The organism is Paenibacillus sp. p3-SID867, from assembly GCF_025142895.1.
Classification (GTDB): Bacteria; Bacillota; Bacilli; order Paenibacillales; family Paenibacillaceae; genus Paenibacillus_AQ.
Genome location: NZ_JAMBDM010000043.1, coordinates 1 through 15,435, shown reverse-complemented (window position 1 = coordinate 15,435; position 15,435 = coordinate 1). Strand labels below are relative to the sequence as shown.

Genomic DNA, 15,435 nt, shown 5'->3' with positions numbered 1-15,435 from the left:
TCTTTCCGTGGAAAGGCGGCTGTTTTTAATTTGTAAACGGACTTTCTTTTGTAGGTGCTGAAGAATCAGTCTATAATTTCATGCCCTCGCGCAAAAATTTCAAGGCATTTACCTCTCCATCGGAGACGCTGTATCCTTTTTTAAGCTTAAGGGGAGAGGAGGTGCGTCGCAGCAGGGCCTTAATGGTAGCCGTTTTTTTTAGATCAGGCTTTTGCGCAAGCAGCAGGGCGATCGCTCCGCTGACGTGCGAAGTCGCCATAGAGGTGCCACTCATCTCGTGGTATTTTCCTTGCAGCCAAGCGGACACGATTTTATCTCCAGGTGCATAAATATCGACAAATTGCCCGCGATTGCTAAAGGCAGGGATCTTCCGGTTACGGTCGGTAGCTCCGACGGATATGGTTTGAGGATAACGGGCAGGATAGTCAGCAGTACGGCGTTTGCCGTCATTGCCGGATGAGGCTACAATAATGACGCCTGCTTGGTTGGCCTTGCCTACAACATCCAGCAACGCGCGGCTTCGGGTCTGCATACCGAAACTCATATTAATGATATCGATCTCGGCCCGCACGCACCAGTCGATGGCCAGAATGATATCCGACACAAAGGCGGATCCGTTGTGATCAAAGGCTTTGACTGGATACACCACAGATCTTGGAGCAACGCCAATCATGCCCTGCGTGCTGTTCGCAGCAGCGATGGTACCCGAAATATGTGTTCCGTGTCCATTGTCATCATATGGCGGTATGTTCCGGTGGACGAGATTAATCCCTCGAGTCAGCGAATACTTCAGATCGGGGTGAGCGAAATCCACCCCGGTGTCGATAACCGCAATCTTCATGCGGTGTCCTGTCGAGATCGACCAGGCTTGAGGGGCTTTGATCTGCTTGATACCCCATGGGATCCCGGTTAGCGTTCCAATTGTCCCTTGTATGGCTTGGATATGAACCTGGTCATCCTCTTCTACCATCAGTTCATTCCGAAACTCCGCTTCAAACTTCGCGGTTTGGGGAGCTGGAGCGATGATGGTTTGGGTAAGCGGCGAATAGTTGACTGAGCTCGGGAAACGCCTTTTCCCGACAAGTCTTATCCATTCGCGGATACATTCCTGGTACAGCTGAGGGTCATGAAACGTGAGGAGCCGCCGGTTCATTTCCCGGACGTTCCGCATAGGGTTCGTCTCTGTAAGTAGTGATTGCATGATCCGGGTGTAATCCATATGTGGCAATCTCCCTTCTCGATGAACCGTTGCTTCAGTATTGTATGAACCGGGGAGAGTGCCCGAATGGGATGTTGCCCTTTTTCCGGGAAATAGGCCCTGTTTACCGTGTCAAAGCAGCAGGGCTAACATAAGATACATGGAGGGAACATCAAGGTTCTCTTATCTAATCCCGTAAGGAGTCGATCCTTGGGGCGGATACAGTCAGAAGACGGAGACAATTGTCTCCGTCTTTTTCCTTTTGGTACCTGATGGGTAATGTAGCGCAGAAAAACTTGATTTTTATTTCCAAATAGGTTTTACTTAGTTTTGATAATGGATATGTTGAGGGTATAACGTGAAGATTGTGTGAGAGGAAGTGTGCGTTAGTGAGTAATCCGCTCAATTTAAAGATCGATCCGGAGAAGATTCAGGAAATCCCAATGGTTGACCTGGCTTTTATGGTTCTGAAGGCGGCGAATACGCCGTATTATTACCGTGACCTTATGAATGAGGTGGCCAAGCTTCGCGGCTTTACGGAACAGGAAATTAACGAAACGATTGCCCAGTTATATACCGAGATCAATATAGACGGACGTTTCGCATGTGTAGGAACGAATCTGTGGGGACTAAAGCGCTGGTATCCGCTGGAGAAGTCCGAGGATCCGATTGCGAACGCCAAGCGTCCGCGGATCATCAACGATGAAGATGATGATGACGATGACTTCACCGATGAAGAAGATACTTATAGCGGTGACGATGTCGAGGAGGATTTCGACAGCATCGATGAAGAAGATGGTGATCACGACGATCTCTTCCCGGATGATGACGATGCTGACGATGAAGTAGACGAAGAGGTTGTTCTGGATGATGACGAATTGGAAGACGAGGATTCCGAATCCGATGAGGAAGATGATCTGGAAGATGAAGCATTTGAGGAAGACGATAAGGATTAATCCCTCATGCAGCAGGGACTTTAGCACTTGTCTGAGCTGATTATGACTGTGTTTTACATTGTCAGCCGATTGGGGAATTTTGAGGTTGCTTCTTCTCTTGACAAGCAGACAAGGCACAGAGTAAACTATTGCTTGGGCTTATGATTGTGGATTAAATATGTTTAATATAAAAGTGCCCCGTTATTTATTCGGGGTCACTTTTTTTGTTTTTAAGGCTCAGAAAGTGTAAACGACGCTAGCTTCTGGACCTAATAACGCAAGAGAAACTACCTTATCAAAAGCGGTCTGTCTTCTGGAAGTTTGTCGATAGACATTTTTTCTTTGGACTGTGGAGGCATCCTTCCTGTAGGGACTGGACTTTCATGGTCTCTTGCAGTGAGTATTCCGCCGGTAGGGGACATCTTCTGCTAAACCTTATGTCAACTAAGATTCAAGTTTGCAGTTGTTTAAGATGAGGTATGGAAACCGCTCGTCTTGATGCCTCATAACGCATGCCGTGTTAAGCAGCTCGACATGATATGAGGATCATTTAAGCGTCAATATATGCGGTTTGTAATAGGTCGGAGGTCAGCTCGCTCACCATTTTTGGAAGCGAGCGATGCTTTTTTGTTGGTCCCTCTGATGAATCAGGGGAAAACGGGTTAGGATAAACATCATATGTCGCCTGAAGTTATGGAGATTATATAGGAGGGTTTTTACAGTGACAAAGTATATTTTTGTAACAGGCGGGGTCGTGTCATCTCTTGGTAAGGGAATTACCGCCGCTTCGCTCGGTAGATTGCTTAAGAACAGAGGGCTCAAGGTAACGATTCAGAAATTCGATCCGTACATTAATATAGATCCGGGCACCATGAGTCCTTACCAGCATGGCGAAGTATTCGTTACGGACGACGGTGCGGAAACCGACCTGGACCTGGGACACTATGAGCGCTTCATCGATATTAACCTGTCGAAGAACAGCAATGTGACAACAGGGAAAGTATACTCTTCTGTTATCAGCAAGGAACGTCGGGGAGAATATTTGGGCGGTACCGTGCAGGTAATCCCTCATATTACGAACGAAATCAAGGAGCGCGTGTTCCGTGCAGGCCGTGAAGCGGGTTCGGATGTGGTTATTACCGAAATCGGCGGAACGGTCGGCGATATCGAAAGCCTTCCTTTCCTTGAGGCGATCCGTCAAATTAAGAGCGACGTTGGCCGTGAGAACGTGATGTATATTCATGTAACCCTCATTCCATATATTAAGGCAGCCGGTGAAGTAAAAACGAAGCCGACCCAGCACAGTGTAAAAGAACTCCGCAGTATCGGCATTCAGCCGAATGTTATCGTGTGCCGTACGGAGCATGAGCTTTCAACCGAGATGAAAGCAAAAATCGCGCTCTTCTGCGATATCGATCCTAACGCGGTTGTAGAATGTCGCGATGCCTCCTCGCTGTATGAGGTGCCGCTGAATTTGCGTGAAGAAGGTCTTGATGAAATTGTAGTCAATCATTTGAAATTGACTACCCCTGCGCCGGATATGAGCGAGTGGGAAGATCTGGTGGAGCGTGTATCCAAACTGGAGAAGACCGTTGAGATTGCGATCGTTGGTAAATATGTCGCACTGCACGATGCATACCTCAGTGTTGTTGAATCCCTGTCTCATGCAGGCTTTGATGCTAATGCTGACGTGAAGATCCGCTGGGTGAATGCCGAAGAGATTACGGCAGACAACGTGGAAGAGGCGTTGAGTGGCATTGGTGGTATCCTTGTACCGGGTGGATTTGGAGATCGGGGTATCGAAGGTAAGATCAGCGCGATTCGTTATGCCCGTGAGCGCAACATTCCATTCTTCGGCATTTGTCTTGGGATGCAAGTGTCTGTTATTGAATATGCCCGTTCGATTGTCGGTCTGAACGGCGCGAACAGCTCGGAAATTGATCCGGCTACCGAATATCCAGTCATCGACCTGCTGCCGGAGCAGAAGGATATCGAGGATCTTGGCGGAACGATGCGTTTGGGTCTGTATCCATGTAAGCTGGTTCCAGGATCGCTTGCAGAGTCCTGCTACCAGGACGAGCTCGTTTATGAAAGACATCGCCACCGGTATGAGTTCAACAACCAGTACCGCGAAGATATTGAAAAAGCAGGTCTGCGCATATCCGGTACTTCTCCGGATGGACGTCTGGTTGAAATTGTAGAGCTGCCAGGACACCCTTGGTTCCTCGCCGTGCAATTCCATCCGGAATTCACTTCCCGACCGAACCGTCCGCAGCCGCTGTTCCGTGAATTTGTAAAAGCCTCGATCCAGCATCAGGCATAATTGAGAAGAGCCTCTTTTGAAGAGGCTCTTTTTTGCGTAGAAATCCTTTGTCATAATGACGGAGAGGGTAAGCTAAACGTTCAGAGCGGATGTCCGGGGCTGTCGATTTCGTATACAACAAATTCGTACATCTTTTTTTCTTACTTTTTTTAGGATAGGAAGGAATTCGACATCTACAGGCGAATACAAATAATGGTCGGTTTATGGGAAAGTTAGGAACTTTCGAGTTTGCATATACTCATTGTACGATTTAAGTATCGGGGAGGTTGAAGGGATGAGCAAGGAAAGCAAACACAAAGTGCTGATTGTGGATGACCAGAATGGTATCCGCATCCTGCTTGTGGAAGTGTTCAGCAGTGAAGGATATGAGACGTTTCAAGCGGCAAACGGCAAGGCTGCACTTGAAATTGTGAAGATGCATGCCCCGGATTTGGTGCTGCTGGATATGAAAATTCCTGGAATGGACGGGCTTGAGATTTTGAAGCATATAAAACAGATGAATCCGGACATTAAGGTGATCATGATGACAGCCTATGGAGAGCTTGACATGATCAAGGAAGCAACCGATCTTGGTGCGTTGATGCATTTTACCAAACCCTTTGATATTGACGAGATGCGTCAAGCCGTCAATATGCAGCTGAAAGGGACCGCCAGTAATATCGGTTGAATGATGAATTCTGCTCAAAGGGCGGAATTCTTTTTTTTGCCAGAATGTGAGGTCCTTCGCAGCATTTTAGGAAATGCTTGTTTAGTATTTATGACGCGATGTGGTATAATAAGTCCGTATGTTATATCGGCTAAAAACCATAGACAAACTAAGCATCTATAGGAGGATGAAACCATGCCATTAGTATCAATGACAGACATGCTGAACAAAGCACTCGAAGGTAAATATGCTGTTGGTCAATACAACATCAACAACCTGGAGTGGACATATGCGATTCTTGAAGCGGCTGAGCAAGAGAAATCACCGGTAATTCTTGGTGTTTCCGAAGGGGCAGCTCGTTATATGGGTGGATTCAGCACCGTCGTACACATGGTAAAAGGCTTGATGGAGGACCTGAAAGTTACAGTTCCTGTTGCCATTCACCTTGACCACGGTTCAAGTGTTGAGAAATGTAAAGAAGCAATCGACGCAGGATTCACATCGGTTATGATCGATGATTCCCACAGCCCGATTGATACGAATATTGCAACAACGAAACAAGTCGTTGAGTATGCTCATGCTAAAGGCGTTTCCGTTGAAGCTGAAGTCGGCATGGTCGGCGGACAAGAAGATGATGTTATCGGTGACGTAATGTACGCGAAGCTGGACGATTGCGTTCGCATCGTGAACGAAACTGGCATCGACACATTGGCACCTGCGCTTGGTTCTGTTCATGGTCCTTACAAAGGCGAACCAAACCTTGGTTTCAAGGAGATGGAAGAGATTCGCAATGCTGTGAAACTTCCGTTGGTGCTTCATGGTGGTACAGGCATTCCGACGCATGACATCAAGAAAGCGATCTCCTTGGGTACTTCCAAAATCAACGTGAACACTGAGAACCAAATCTCGTTCTCTAAAGTTGTTCGTGAAGTGCTTGCTGCTAAACCGGAAGCTTACGATCCACGCACATTCTTGAAACCAGGCCGTGAGGCAATCAAGGAAACCGTTGTTGGCAAAATCCGTGAGTTTGGTTCCAACAATCAAGCTTAATTATTCATAGTTAAGTCGCTTGTAGTTCTAGTGGCTACGACATGACGATTGGAATCACTTAAGATATTTAGGCTGTCTTATGCTGCATACATTGAAATGGAAAGCACACCGCGTAGCCGGTGTTTTTCCATTTCATTTATTAAGATATCAAAGTACAAGCGGGTTGTGAGCTTCACAACCGGATCATCTAGAACAAAAAGAAACGCTAAATGCGGTCTGTCATCCTTAAGGAACGTCGATAAGACGTTTTTCTTGTATGACGGCCATCAGAACCATTTCCGGCTGCGAAGTGATGTAGGGGGACCCGAAAGCTTATGGAAAAATTGATGATCAGCGGTGGACGCCCACTGCGAGGTACTGTAACAATCAGTGGTGCCAAGAACAGCGCGATTGCGTTAATTCCCGCCGCAATTCTGGCGGAATCGGAAGTCGTACTTGATAATTTGCCGCTTCTCAGCGATGTGGCTGTTTATGCTGAGATCTTGGAAGAATTGGGCGGGCAAGTTTCATGGGAAGGCAATCAGATGAGAATTGACCCTTCTGATATCAAATCTATTCCGATGCCTAACGGACCCGTTAAGAAACTGCGCGCGTCCTACTATATGATGGGCGCCATGCTTGGAAGATTTAAAGAAGCCGTGATCGGCCTGCCGGGCGGTTGTAATTTTGAACCTCGTCCCATCGACCAGCACATTAAGGGTTTTGAAGCGCTTGGCGCAACCGTCACCAATGAACACGGTTCGATTCATCTGCATGCTAAAGAGCTGCGAGGCGCGAAGATCTATCTGGATGTGAGCAGTGTTGGTGCAACGATTAATATTATGCTGGCGGCTGCTAAGGCCAAAGGCTCCACAATTATTGAAAATGCGGCGAAAGAGCCTGAAATTATAGATGTTGCTACACTTTTGAATTCCATGGGAGCTGTCATTAAGGGCGCCGGAACGGAAACGATCCGGATTGAAGGCGTAACCGAGATGCATGGCTGCCGCCATTCCATTATTCCAGACCGGATTCAGGCTGGTACATATATGATTGCTGCCGCAGCTACTCGCGGTGATGTTCTGATTGACAACGTCATCCCGAAACACCTTGAAGCCCTCACGGCCAAGTTGATCGAGATGGGTGTTGGTATTGAGGAGCTGGACGAAAGCATCCGCGTAATCGGTAAGGACCGATACCAGCATGTGGACGTGAAGGCGCTTATATATCCTGGATTTGCAACGGATTTGCAATCACCAATGACCAGTCTGCTTACCCAAGCGGAAGGCGTCAGTGTCCTTAGTGATTTTGTATATAGCAACCGATTTAAACATGTTCCGGAGTTAGTTCGCATGGGTGCCAAGATCCGTGTGGAGGGACGCTCGGCCATTATAGAAGGTGGTCCGCTGAACGCAGCCAAGGTCAAAGCGACCGACCTGCGCGCAGGTGCGGCTCTTGTGATTGCGGGACTAACCGTACCTGAAGGGGTGACGGAGGTCAGCGGCGTAGAATTCATTGATCGCGGCTATGACCATCTGGTATCCAATCTGCGCATGCTGGGTGCCGACGTATGGCGTGAGACCGAGGAAGAATGATTTTTTACCAAAATGAGGGAAATGTGTGGTTGAAACTGCATATCTCCCTCAGATTTGGGTAATGCTCCTAGTAAAGCTCTCATAGAATAATAGACTACATGACAGCAGGATCTGCTGTGACAGAAACAAATAATTGAATAGGTGGTTATTGAATGGATTTACAAATAGCCGATTTGGAAGGCATGAAGCTGACGGATCTGTATAAGCTGGCCAAAAAGTATCAGATTCCTTATTATGGCCAGTTGAAGAAAAAAGAATTGATATTTGCCATTCTCCGGGCGCAGGCCGAACAGAGCGGCTTGATGTTCATGGAGGGCGTACTCGAGATTTTGCCGGAAGGTTACGGTTTTCTTAGACCGATCAACTATCTGCCGAGCACGGAGGACATCTACATTTCGGCCTCCCAGATTCGTAAATTTGATTTACGGACCGGAGATTTGGTTTCGGGTAAATGCCGGACACCTAAAGAGAACGAACGTTACTTCGGGCTGCTGCAGGTCAACGCCGTGAATGGTGAGAATCCTGCCGTCGCAGCGGAACGATTGCACTTCCCAGCCTTGACTCCTCTATATCCGCAAGAAAAGCTTGTTCTTGAAACATCCCCTAATCAGTTGTCAACCCGAATTATGGATCTGCTTGCACCTGTAGGTTTAGGACAACGCGGTTTGATCGTGGCACCGCCAAAAGCAGGGAAAACGCTCCTCTTAAAAGAAATCGCCAACAGCATCTCAACCAACAATCCAGAGATTGAACTGTTTGTTTTACTCATCGATGAACGGCCTGAAGAAGTGACGGATATGCAGCGTTCCGTTAAGGGCGAGGTGGTTGCTTCTACTTTTGACGAGCTTCCGGAGAACCATATTAAAGTGGCGGAACTGGTATTGTCCCGTGCTTTGCGGCTGGTGGAGCATAAGAAGGACGTTGTTATATTGCTGGACAGCATCACCCGTCTTGCGCGTGCATATAACCTGGTTATCCCTCCGTCCGGAAGAACCCTGAGCGGCGGTATTGATCCTGCGGCATTCCATCGTCCGAAACGCTTCTTCGGTTCGGCGCGTAACGTGGAGGAAGGCGGAAGCTTGACGATTTTGGCTACAGCCTTGGTTGAAACCGGATCGCGGATGGATGATATTATTTATGAGGAATTTAAAGGAACGGGCAATATGGAACTGCACTTGGATCGCCGCTTCGCGGAACGCCGTATTTTCCCGGCGATCGACATCCGTCGCTCCGGTACCCGGCGTGAAGAGGTGCTCTTGAACAAGGATGAACTGGATACCATTTGGGCGATCCGTAAAAATATGAACGACTCTGCTGACTTTGTGGAAGGATTCCTCAAAAAAATGCGTGACAGCAAGAATAACGCGGAGTTCTTGGCATCATTTGATGTGAATGCCAATAACGGCAGCGGAACCGGGACTCAGAGCCAGACAGCCAGACGTCCATCGCGTGCATCTGCAGCGACGGCACCTCAGAGCTAAGCCTGAATCAACCCGGAGAATAGGAGATCAACATGTATTTGGTTTATGCAGATGAGCAAGGGAACGTTTATGATCATTCCGAGCTGTTCGGGCTTGCCCGAAGCGGTGATATGATCGTTGAAATATTGGATGATGAATTGATACCTTTGCCAGAGGGAGCTACCCTGGTCGGGCTGCCGAGCACCCGAGCGATCGGGATGGATCCGGAGACCGGTGAAATGATGCCGCTTGAGGATGGGTATACCGCTGTCGGAGCGCTTTTGCCGCAAGGATATACCCGCTTGTGCTTGCCAGGGTACGTGAAGACGGACAAGGAATATAAGCTGCCGCTATTCGGTTACTCGGCGGTGGTATGGAAGGATGGCGCCTTCTATACGACGGCGCGTTTATCCGATGACCCCGAGAAGTGGAATCCTGTGAACTGCGATCTGAACGATCTTGAGCTTGGGGTTAAGACGCTGAAGGAGAAATACCCGGAGAATCGGCTCTATGAGCATCTGTCTAACTGTGCCTTAGGATATGAATGCCTGACGGCATCCAACACCTTCCTGAATCGCTGGGAAGGCGCTGTTCCCGTATCTTACTCCTGCAATGCCGGCTGCTTCGGTTGTATATCGGAACAGCCGGATGACAGCGGCTTTGTCGCGCCTCAGACCCGCATGAACTTCCGTCCGAGAGTGGATGAGCTGGTGCAGGTCATGCTGGAGCATCTGAAGACACCGGAATCGATCATCAGCTTTGGCCAAGGTTGTGAGGGAGAGCCCTCCACGCAGGCGAAAATCATTATAGAAGCCATGAGAGAAGTTCGGGCACAGACTGATATGGGCTACATTAATATTAATACCAATGCGGGACTGACCGATTTTATCCGCGGCATCGTGGATGCGGGTCTTGATCTGATGAGAGTCAGCACCATCAGTGCATTGGATGATCATTATAACGCATACTACAAGCCAAGGGGCTATACGCTGGCCAATGTGGAGAAATCCCTTCGCTATGCAACCGATCAAGGCGTGTATACATCCATCAACTATCTGATCTTCCCGGGCGTGACCGATCGCGAGGAAGAGCTGGAGGCCATGATTGAGTTTGCCCGCCGCACGGGCCTCAAGTTAATCCAGCTCCGTAATCTCAATATTGACCCTGAGAGCTATCTCGAGCTTATTCCGCCTGCACAAGGCGAGATTCTGGGGATGAAGCAGGCTATTGAGATTATGCAGGAGGAGCTGCCGGATGTCGTGATTGGCTCCTATACGCATGTGCCGCCTGCGGGACAGGCAAGACCGAAGAAGAGACCTTCGATTATCTAGCAGAATCGTACTGGCATTGCATATGTTAAAATCAGGTTAAAATTCCAGTTGTGGACTTGTCTGATGATTTGTGTATGGGCTATTGCGCATTCAATATGCTCGTGATATACTCCATTTATGTGTCCATATAACTCTGGGTCCGCATGAGGCTCAGGGCGGAAAGAGGTGAAAGCTACAATGAAACAAGATATTCAACCGAAATATCACGTTACTACAGTTACTTGTGCTTGCGGTAATACGTTTGAGACAGGTTCTGTAAAACCAGATCTTCGTGTAGAGATTTGCTCGAACTGTCATCCGTTCTTCACAGGTAAACAGAAATTCCTGGATGCTGGCGGTCGTGTTGATAGATTCAAGAAGAAATACGGTATCTAATAAACAAACCCTTCGCCCTTGTGGTCGAAGGGTTTTTGTCTGTTTACAGGGCTGGTGGAGTATGCAACTTCTTCCGTCGGTTGCTTTTTTGATAGCCATGCGATATACTAAAGTTCGCCGTGCTAGACGGGGAGGTAGCGGTGCCCTGTAACTCGCAATCCGCTGTAGCGAGGTTGAATTCCTGTTAGAGGTATTGTCGATGTGAGGCTGGTCCCTGCGCTCAACGTTGACGGTTGGGTCCTCCGCAATGAGCACTTGTGAACCTGGTCAGGTCCGGAAGGAAGCAGCCATAAGCAAGATCGCTTTTGTGCCGGAGGGGTGCCTAGCCCGAGTTGTTGCTCAGGATTGCCGCTCGGATCGCAATTATCAATAACAGGTGCACGGTATACATATCTGCACATAACACCTTTGCCATATTGGCAAGGGTGTTTTTTGTCGAGACGGCTATTGATTCAAGCTGATCCTTCATATGCACTTTGGATAAAGATTTCCAAGTAAACGTTTTGCTAAGGCAGGGGAAAGTAGTATAGAATGTAGTATAATATAACCGTTAAACTCACGCCTTTTGGGCTGGTATTGACCATGAATGCAACAGTAAAGCACGCGAGGATCGGGCTTAGTATAAACCTTAGGGTTCTCGATCTCGTGAAGTGGAAGTTGAAAGAGGGTAAAGCACAGTGGAACATATCGCGTTATATCGTGCTTGGCGACCACAGTCGTTCGGCGACATGGTGGGCCAGCAGCATATTATCCAGACCCTGCAGAATGCCATTCGCGAGCAGCGGGTTTCCCATGCCTACCTGTTCAGCGGTCCACGGGGTACAGGCAAGACCAGTGCCGCTAAAATTTTGGCCAAAGCCGTGAACTGCGAGCATGGTCCGGCTGAGGAACCCTGCAATGAATGCGAGGCCTGCCGGCGTATAACGTCCGGAGCCGTCATGGACGTTCAGGAGATCGATGCTGCATCCAACCGCGGCGTCGAGGAAATCCGTGACTTGCGGGAGAAAGTCAAATACGCACCGACCGAGGTGCGGCGCAAGGTTTATATTATCGATGAAGTACACATGCTGACGACGGAAGCGTTCAATGCCTTATTGAAAACGCTGGAGGAACCGCCGGCACACGTGATGTTTATACTAGCGACAACAGAGCCGCACAGGCTTCCGGCAACGATTATTTCACGCTGTCAACGGTTTGACTTCCGTAGAGTTTCCTTGGACGAACAAACCGGGCGTCTGGAGCAGATTTGCGGAGAAGAAGGCATTACGGCAGAGCATGAAGCGCTGCAGTATATCGCACGTCTGTCGGATGGCGGTATGCGGGATGCACTGAGCATTCTGGATCAGATTGCTTCTTTTACCGGAGGTACGGTATCTTACCAGCAGGTCATGGACATGACGGGCGGCATTGCCTCGGAGCAGTTTGGCCGTCTGGCCAGTGCCGTGAAACAGGGGGATGCCGGACTTGTGCTGCAGATTGTGGAGCAATTCATGCAGGAGGGGAAAAGTGCAGATAAATGCATGGAGAATCTCTTGTATTATTTCCGCGATTTGCTCATGATCAAGATGGTTCCAGGTGCTGACAAGCTGACCGATCGGGTCTTGAATCCGGCAGAGTTTCAGGAGATGGCAAATGCCTTCAGCCGAGAGGAACTATTTCAAATGATTGATACGCTGAACCGGTATCAGAGTGAGATGAAATACGCCTCGCAGCCGCAAACTTTGTTTGAGGTAGCGTTGCTCAAGCTCTCCGGTATAACCCAATCTGCGGGTGGGGCCGCAGCTGCCCATAGTACGGCCGATGCAGGTGAACTCGCTCAGCTGAAGCAGCACGTAGCCGCACTTGAGAAAAAGCTGGAGCGACTGATACAAAATGGTGTTCCTGCATCAGGTCAACGCGAACCGGCCAAGTCTACCCGTACACCGGCACCGAAAGCAGCTTCATCAGCCAAGATTCCGCAGCATATGGATCAGTATGTATCTTGCCGAACCGGGGAGGATTTTACCTCTGTTCAACGGCAGTGGGCCCAAATTCTGCAGAATGTGAAAGAGGAGAAGGTCACGGTCCACGCATGGCTGATGGATGGTGAGCCCGTTTCCGTATGGGAAGACAAGGTTCTTGTCGCTTTTAAAAACAACATCCACCGCGAAACCACGGAGAAACCTGCCAATAAACAGGTGATTGAAGGGGTTCTTGAGTCAACGCTTGGCAAGCCGTATCATCTGGTTACCATGATGCTTCGTGATTGGAGTGACGCGGTAGAAGGAGTGGGCAAGCCTCAGGCCGAAGAACTTAAGCTTGAGCACGAAGAAGCGGAGGCCGGTGGGGAAAAACCATGGATTGATGAGGCCATCCAGTTGTTTGGAGAAGACCTCGTTGTCATAAAAGACTAGCACGTCCCTACGTGCACCCTATTATAAGGAGAGATGAATCATGAATAATATGAACCAAATGATGAAGCAAGTGAAAAAGATGCAGGAGCAAATGCTCAAGGCTCAGGAAGAGCTCGCTACGAAAACCGTTGAAGGAACTTCCGGCGGTGGCGTGGTTACCGTGGAAGCGAATGGCCATAAACAAATTTTGTCCATCAACATCAAACCTGAGGCGGTTGATCCGGATGACGTGGAAATGCTGCAGGATCTGGTATTGACTGCGGTTAACGATGCTCTTGCCAAGGCTGAAGAAATCGCAAATGCTGATATGGGCAAATTCACAGGCGGCATGAAAATTCCGGGCTTGTTCTAATCTAACCTAGAAGGAGTAGTTACATTTGTACTATCCTGAACCGATCGCGAAGCTCATCGACGCCTTTACGCGACTGCCGGGTGTGGGGCCGAAGACGGCCGCCCGCCTGGCTTTTCATGTTCTGAACATGAAGGAAGATGACGTTATAGATTTTGCCAAAGCGCTAGTCAGTGTCAAAAGGAATCTGCACTACTGCTCCGTCTGCTGCAACATCACCGATACGGATCCATGCCGGGTATGTCAGGACAAAACCCGGGATGCTTCGACTATCTGTGTGGTACAGGATGCGAAGGATCTCGTGGCAATGGAGCGTACGAAGGAATTCGATGGCTACTATCATGTCCTCCATGGGGCCATATCTCCAATGGAGGGGATCGGGCCGGATGAGATCCGTCTGAAGGAGCTTCTTACGCGTTTGAGTGACGAACGTGTAAAAGAACTCATTTTGGCGACAAACGCTAATATCGAGGGGGAGGCAACAGCGATGTACATATCGCGTCTGGTCCGCCCTTTTGATATTAAGGTGACCCGAATTGCCCATGGACTGCCTGTTGGCGGTGACTTGGAGTATGCAGATGAAGTGACTTTATCTAAGGCACTCGAGGGCCGAAGAGAACTGAACTGATATTTTGTGATTCTTTGCAAGTTTCGTTTGAGATGTCAAAGCTAATAAGCTATAAGAGAACGAGCATCGGAAGCAATTCCGTTGGCTCGTTTTTTGTTTGCTAACTTTAAGGTGTAGAATGCAGAAATTGAAAGAGTTCTTTTGGTTCTAAGTTTGTCCTTCTCTCGATATGAATGTTACAGACGGTCTAATTAAGAGCAGTTTTTTAACATTCATATTTATAGGGAGTGAACGGAATGAAGATATGGTGGAAGCAGTCGAGGAAAAAAGTAGAGGAAACGTATATCACTGCAGAGGATCAGGAACGGATGTGGCATGTCTTCCTGGACGTCCAGAGATCCCAAATGGAGTGGGAGCGGGCGCACTTGCTGTTTCAAGAGGCAACGGGACAGGATCAGATCGATTATGCGATCTATATGCTGGAAGCGGCGGAGCGCAAATACCAGATGAATCTCAAACAGGCCAAGCAGCTCAACCTGGATGGGGCAAGGATGCAATACATCGAGCAAAAAAGGGAGAATGGTTAAGCCAAGGCTGAGAGGGATGTCTAATGACCATTGAAGGAGGAGTATCTATGAAAATGATTGTGCTAGGCGTGTTATGCATATCGCTGTTGCTGCTTATCTATGTTGTGTTTAGAAAGAAGCTCGGGCTGGGATGGTTAACCGTATTCGGCGCCCATCTTGCTCTCTCGGCAGTGGCTATCTATGTTGTGAATTTCTCCGGATTGGCGGCCGAAACGTATATTCCTCTGAATCCGATGACCATAGGAACCGTCATGGTCCTGGGCTTGCCGGGCGTGGCCCTTCTTGTTGGATTAAAAATTACGATATTAGGTAGTTGACGCAGGCTTATATTCTATGATACATTAATGTTCGCCCGTTTGATTCCGGGTGATAGAGTTTCACCGGTCAGGCAGTTATTGGTTAAAAAAATAATCAAAAAAACCTCTTGACCAACAGCAAGCTAGTATGATATATTATAAAAGTCGCCGCTGAGATGCGGATGACAAATGAAAAATGATTGATCTTTGAAAACTGAACAACGAGTGAGTAAGGATTTCGCTAGTGGAATCCATTGCGAAATCATCCTGTACAAGCCTTGGTTTGTTGGATGGTGGAGCATAAAGAGAATTGAACAAATTCTCGTCAGTTAAGAAATGAGCAAGTCAAA

The 15,435-nt window shown here is 48.4% G+C and carries 14 protein-coding genes and 1 other RNA gene; 14 read left to right on the top strand and 1 reads right to left on the bottom strand.

Going from position 1 to position 15,435, the window contains the following annotated elements:
• Nucleotides 1-70: 70 nt before the first annotated feature.
• Nucleotides 71-1,219 (bottom strand): S8 family peptidase, encoded by a 1,149-nt coding sequence (locus M4D81_RS34315; RefSeq protein ID WP_260069644.1) that lies wholly within the window; start codon nt 1,217-1,219, stop codon nt 71-73.
• 368 nt (nt 1,220-1,587) lie between these two features.
• On the opposite strand from M4D81_RS34315, the gene rpoE reads away from it, so the two are divergent.
• From rpoE to M4D81_RS34245, 14 genes are all read left to right on the top strand, one after another.
• Nucleotides 1,588-2,154: a DNA-directed RNA polymerase subunit delta gene (rpoE, locus tag M4D81_RS34310; RefSeq protein WP_071221149.1), complete on the top strand. Its 567-nt coding sequence runs from the start codon at nt 1,588-1,590 to the stop codon at nt 2,152-2,154.
• Between the two features lie 700 nt (nt 2,155-2,854).
• Nucleotides 2,855-4,456, top strand: a complete 1,602-nt coding sequence (locus tag M4D81_RS34305; protein ID WP_071221150.1) for a CTP synthase — start codon at nt 2,855-2,857, stop codon at nt 4,454-4,456.
• Between the two features lie 274 nt (nt 4,457-4,730).
• Entirely contained in the window at nt 4,731-5,123 is a 393-nt protein-coding gene (locus M4D81_RS34300) for a response regulator (RefSeq protein WP_071222332.1), read from the top strand.
• 174 nt (nt 5,124-5,297) lie between these two features.
• The gene (gene fba / locus M4D81_RS34295) at nt 5,298-6,152 is read left to right on the top strand and encodes a class II fructose-1,6-bisphosphate aldolase (RefSeq protein ID WP_071222333.1); all 855 of its coding nucleotides are present in this window, start codon (nt 5,298-5,300) and stop codon (nt 6,150-6,152) included.
• A gap of 314 nt (nt 6,153-6,466) precedes the next feature.
• Nucleotides 6,467-7,726 (top strand): UDP-N-acetylglucosamine 1-carboxyvinyltransferase, encoded by a 1,260-nt coding sequence (locus tag M4D81_RS34290; protein WP_071222334.1) that lies wholly within the window; start codon nt 6,467-6,469, stop codon nt 7,724-7,726.
• 152 nt (nt 7,727-7,878) lie between these two features.
• On the top strand, nt 7,879-9,207 hold the full coding sequence (gene rho, locus M4D81_RS34285) for a transcription termination factor Rho (protein ID WP_071222335.1): 1,329 nt from the start codon (nt 7,879-7,881) through the stop codon (nt 9,205-9,207).
• Between the two features lie 32 nt (nt 9,208-9,239).
• Entirely contained in the window at nt 9,240-10,517 is a 1,278-nt protein-coding gene (locus tag M4D81_RS34280; RefSeq protein WP_260069643.1) for a radical SAM family protein, read from the top strand.
• Between the two features lie 177 nt (nt 10,518-10,694).
• Nucleotides 10,695-10,892, top strand: a complete 198-nt coding sequence (gene rpmE / locus M4D81_RS34275; RefSeq protein WP_006207505.1) for a 50S ribosomal protein L31 — start codon at nt 10,695-10,697, stop codon at nt 10,890-10,892.
• A gap of 117 nt (nt 10,893-11,009) precedes the next feature.
• Nucleotides 11,010-11,276: signal recognition particle sRNA large type (gene ffs, locus M4D81_RS34270), an RNA gene on the top strand.
• A gap of 293 nt (nt 11,277-11,569) precedes the next feature.
• On the top strand, nt 11,570-13,285 hold the full coding sequence (gene dnaX, locus M4D81_RS34265; RefSeq protein WP_260069642.1) for a DNA polymerase III subunit gamma/tau: 1,716 nt from the start codon (nt 11,570-11,572) through the stop codon (nt 13,283-13,285).
• 40 nt (nt 13,286-13,325) lie between these two features.
• Nucleotides 13,326-13,637, top strand: coding sequence for a YbaB/EbfC family nucleoid-associated protein (locus M4D81_RS34260; protein ID WP_009595540.1), 312 nt, complete (start codon nt 13,326-13,328; stop codon nt 13,635-13,637).
• A 25-nt stretch (nt 13,638-13,662) separates the two neighbouring features.
• The gene (recR, locus tag M4D81_RS34255) at nt 13,663-14,262 is read left to right on the top strand and encodes a recombination mediator RecR (RefSeq protein ID WP_071222338.1); all 600 of its coding nucleotides are present in this window, start codon (nt 13,663-13,665) and stop codon (nt 14,260-14,262) included.
• Between the two features lie 236 nt (nt 14,263-14,498).
• Complete coding sequence (locus M4D81_RS34250; RefSeq protein ID WP_071222339.1) at nt 14,499-14,789, top strand: DUF2508 family protein; 291 nt, start codon at nt 14,499-14,501, stop codon at nt 14,787-14,789.
• 47 nt (nt 14,790-14,836) lie between these two features.
• Nucleotides 14,837-15,106, top strand: a complete 270-nt coding sequence (locus M4D81_RS34245) for a pro-sigmaK processing inhibitor BofA family protein (RefSeq protein ID WP_071222340.1) — start codon at nt 14,837-14,839, stop codon at nt 15,104-15,106.
• The last annotated feature ends 329 nt before the right edge of the window (nt 15,107-15,435 follow it).

Coding starts and splice junctions, on each gene's coding strand:
- M4D81_RS34315 (WP_260069644.1), bottom strand. CDS start 1,219: ATGGATTACACCCGGATCATGCAATCACTACTTACAGAGACGAACCCT.
- M4D81_RS34300 (WP_071222332.1), top strand. CDS start 4,731: ATGAGCAAGGAAAGCAAACACAAAGTGCTGATTGTGGATGACCAGAAT.
- fba (WP_071222333.1), top strand. CDS start 5,298: ATGCCATTAGTATCAATGACAGACATGCTGAACAAAGCACTCGAAGGT.
- M4D81_RS34290 (WP_071222334.1), top strand. CDS start 6,467: ATGGAAAAATTGATGATCAGCGGTGGACGCCCACTGCGAGGTACTGTA.
- rho (WP_071222335.1), top strand. CDS start 7,879: ATGGATTTACAAATAGCCGATTTGGAAGGCATGAAGCTGACGGATCTG.
- M4D81_RS34280 (WP_260069643.1), top strand. CDS start 9,240: ATGTATTTGGTTTATGCAGATGAGCAAGGGAACGTTTATGATCATTCC.
- rpmE (WP_006207505.1), top strand. CDS start 10,695: ATGAAACAAGATATTCAACCGAAATATCACGTTACTACAGTTACTTGT.
- M4D81_RS34260 (WP_009595540.1), top strand. CDS start 13,326: ATGAATAATATGAACCAAATGATGAAGCAAGTGAAAAAGATGCAGGAG.
- M4D81_RS34250 (WP_071222339.1), top strand. CDS start 14,499: ATGAAGATATGGTGGAAGCAGTCGAGGAAAAAAGTAGAGGAAACGTAT.
- M4D81_RS34245 (WP_071222340.1), top strand. CDS start 14,837: ATGAAAATGATTGTGCTAGGCGTGTTATGCATATCGCTGTTGCTGCTT.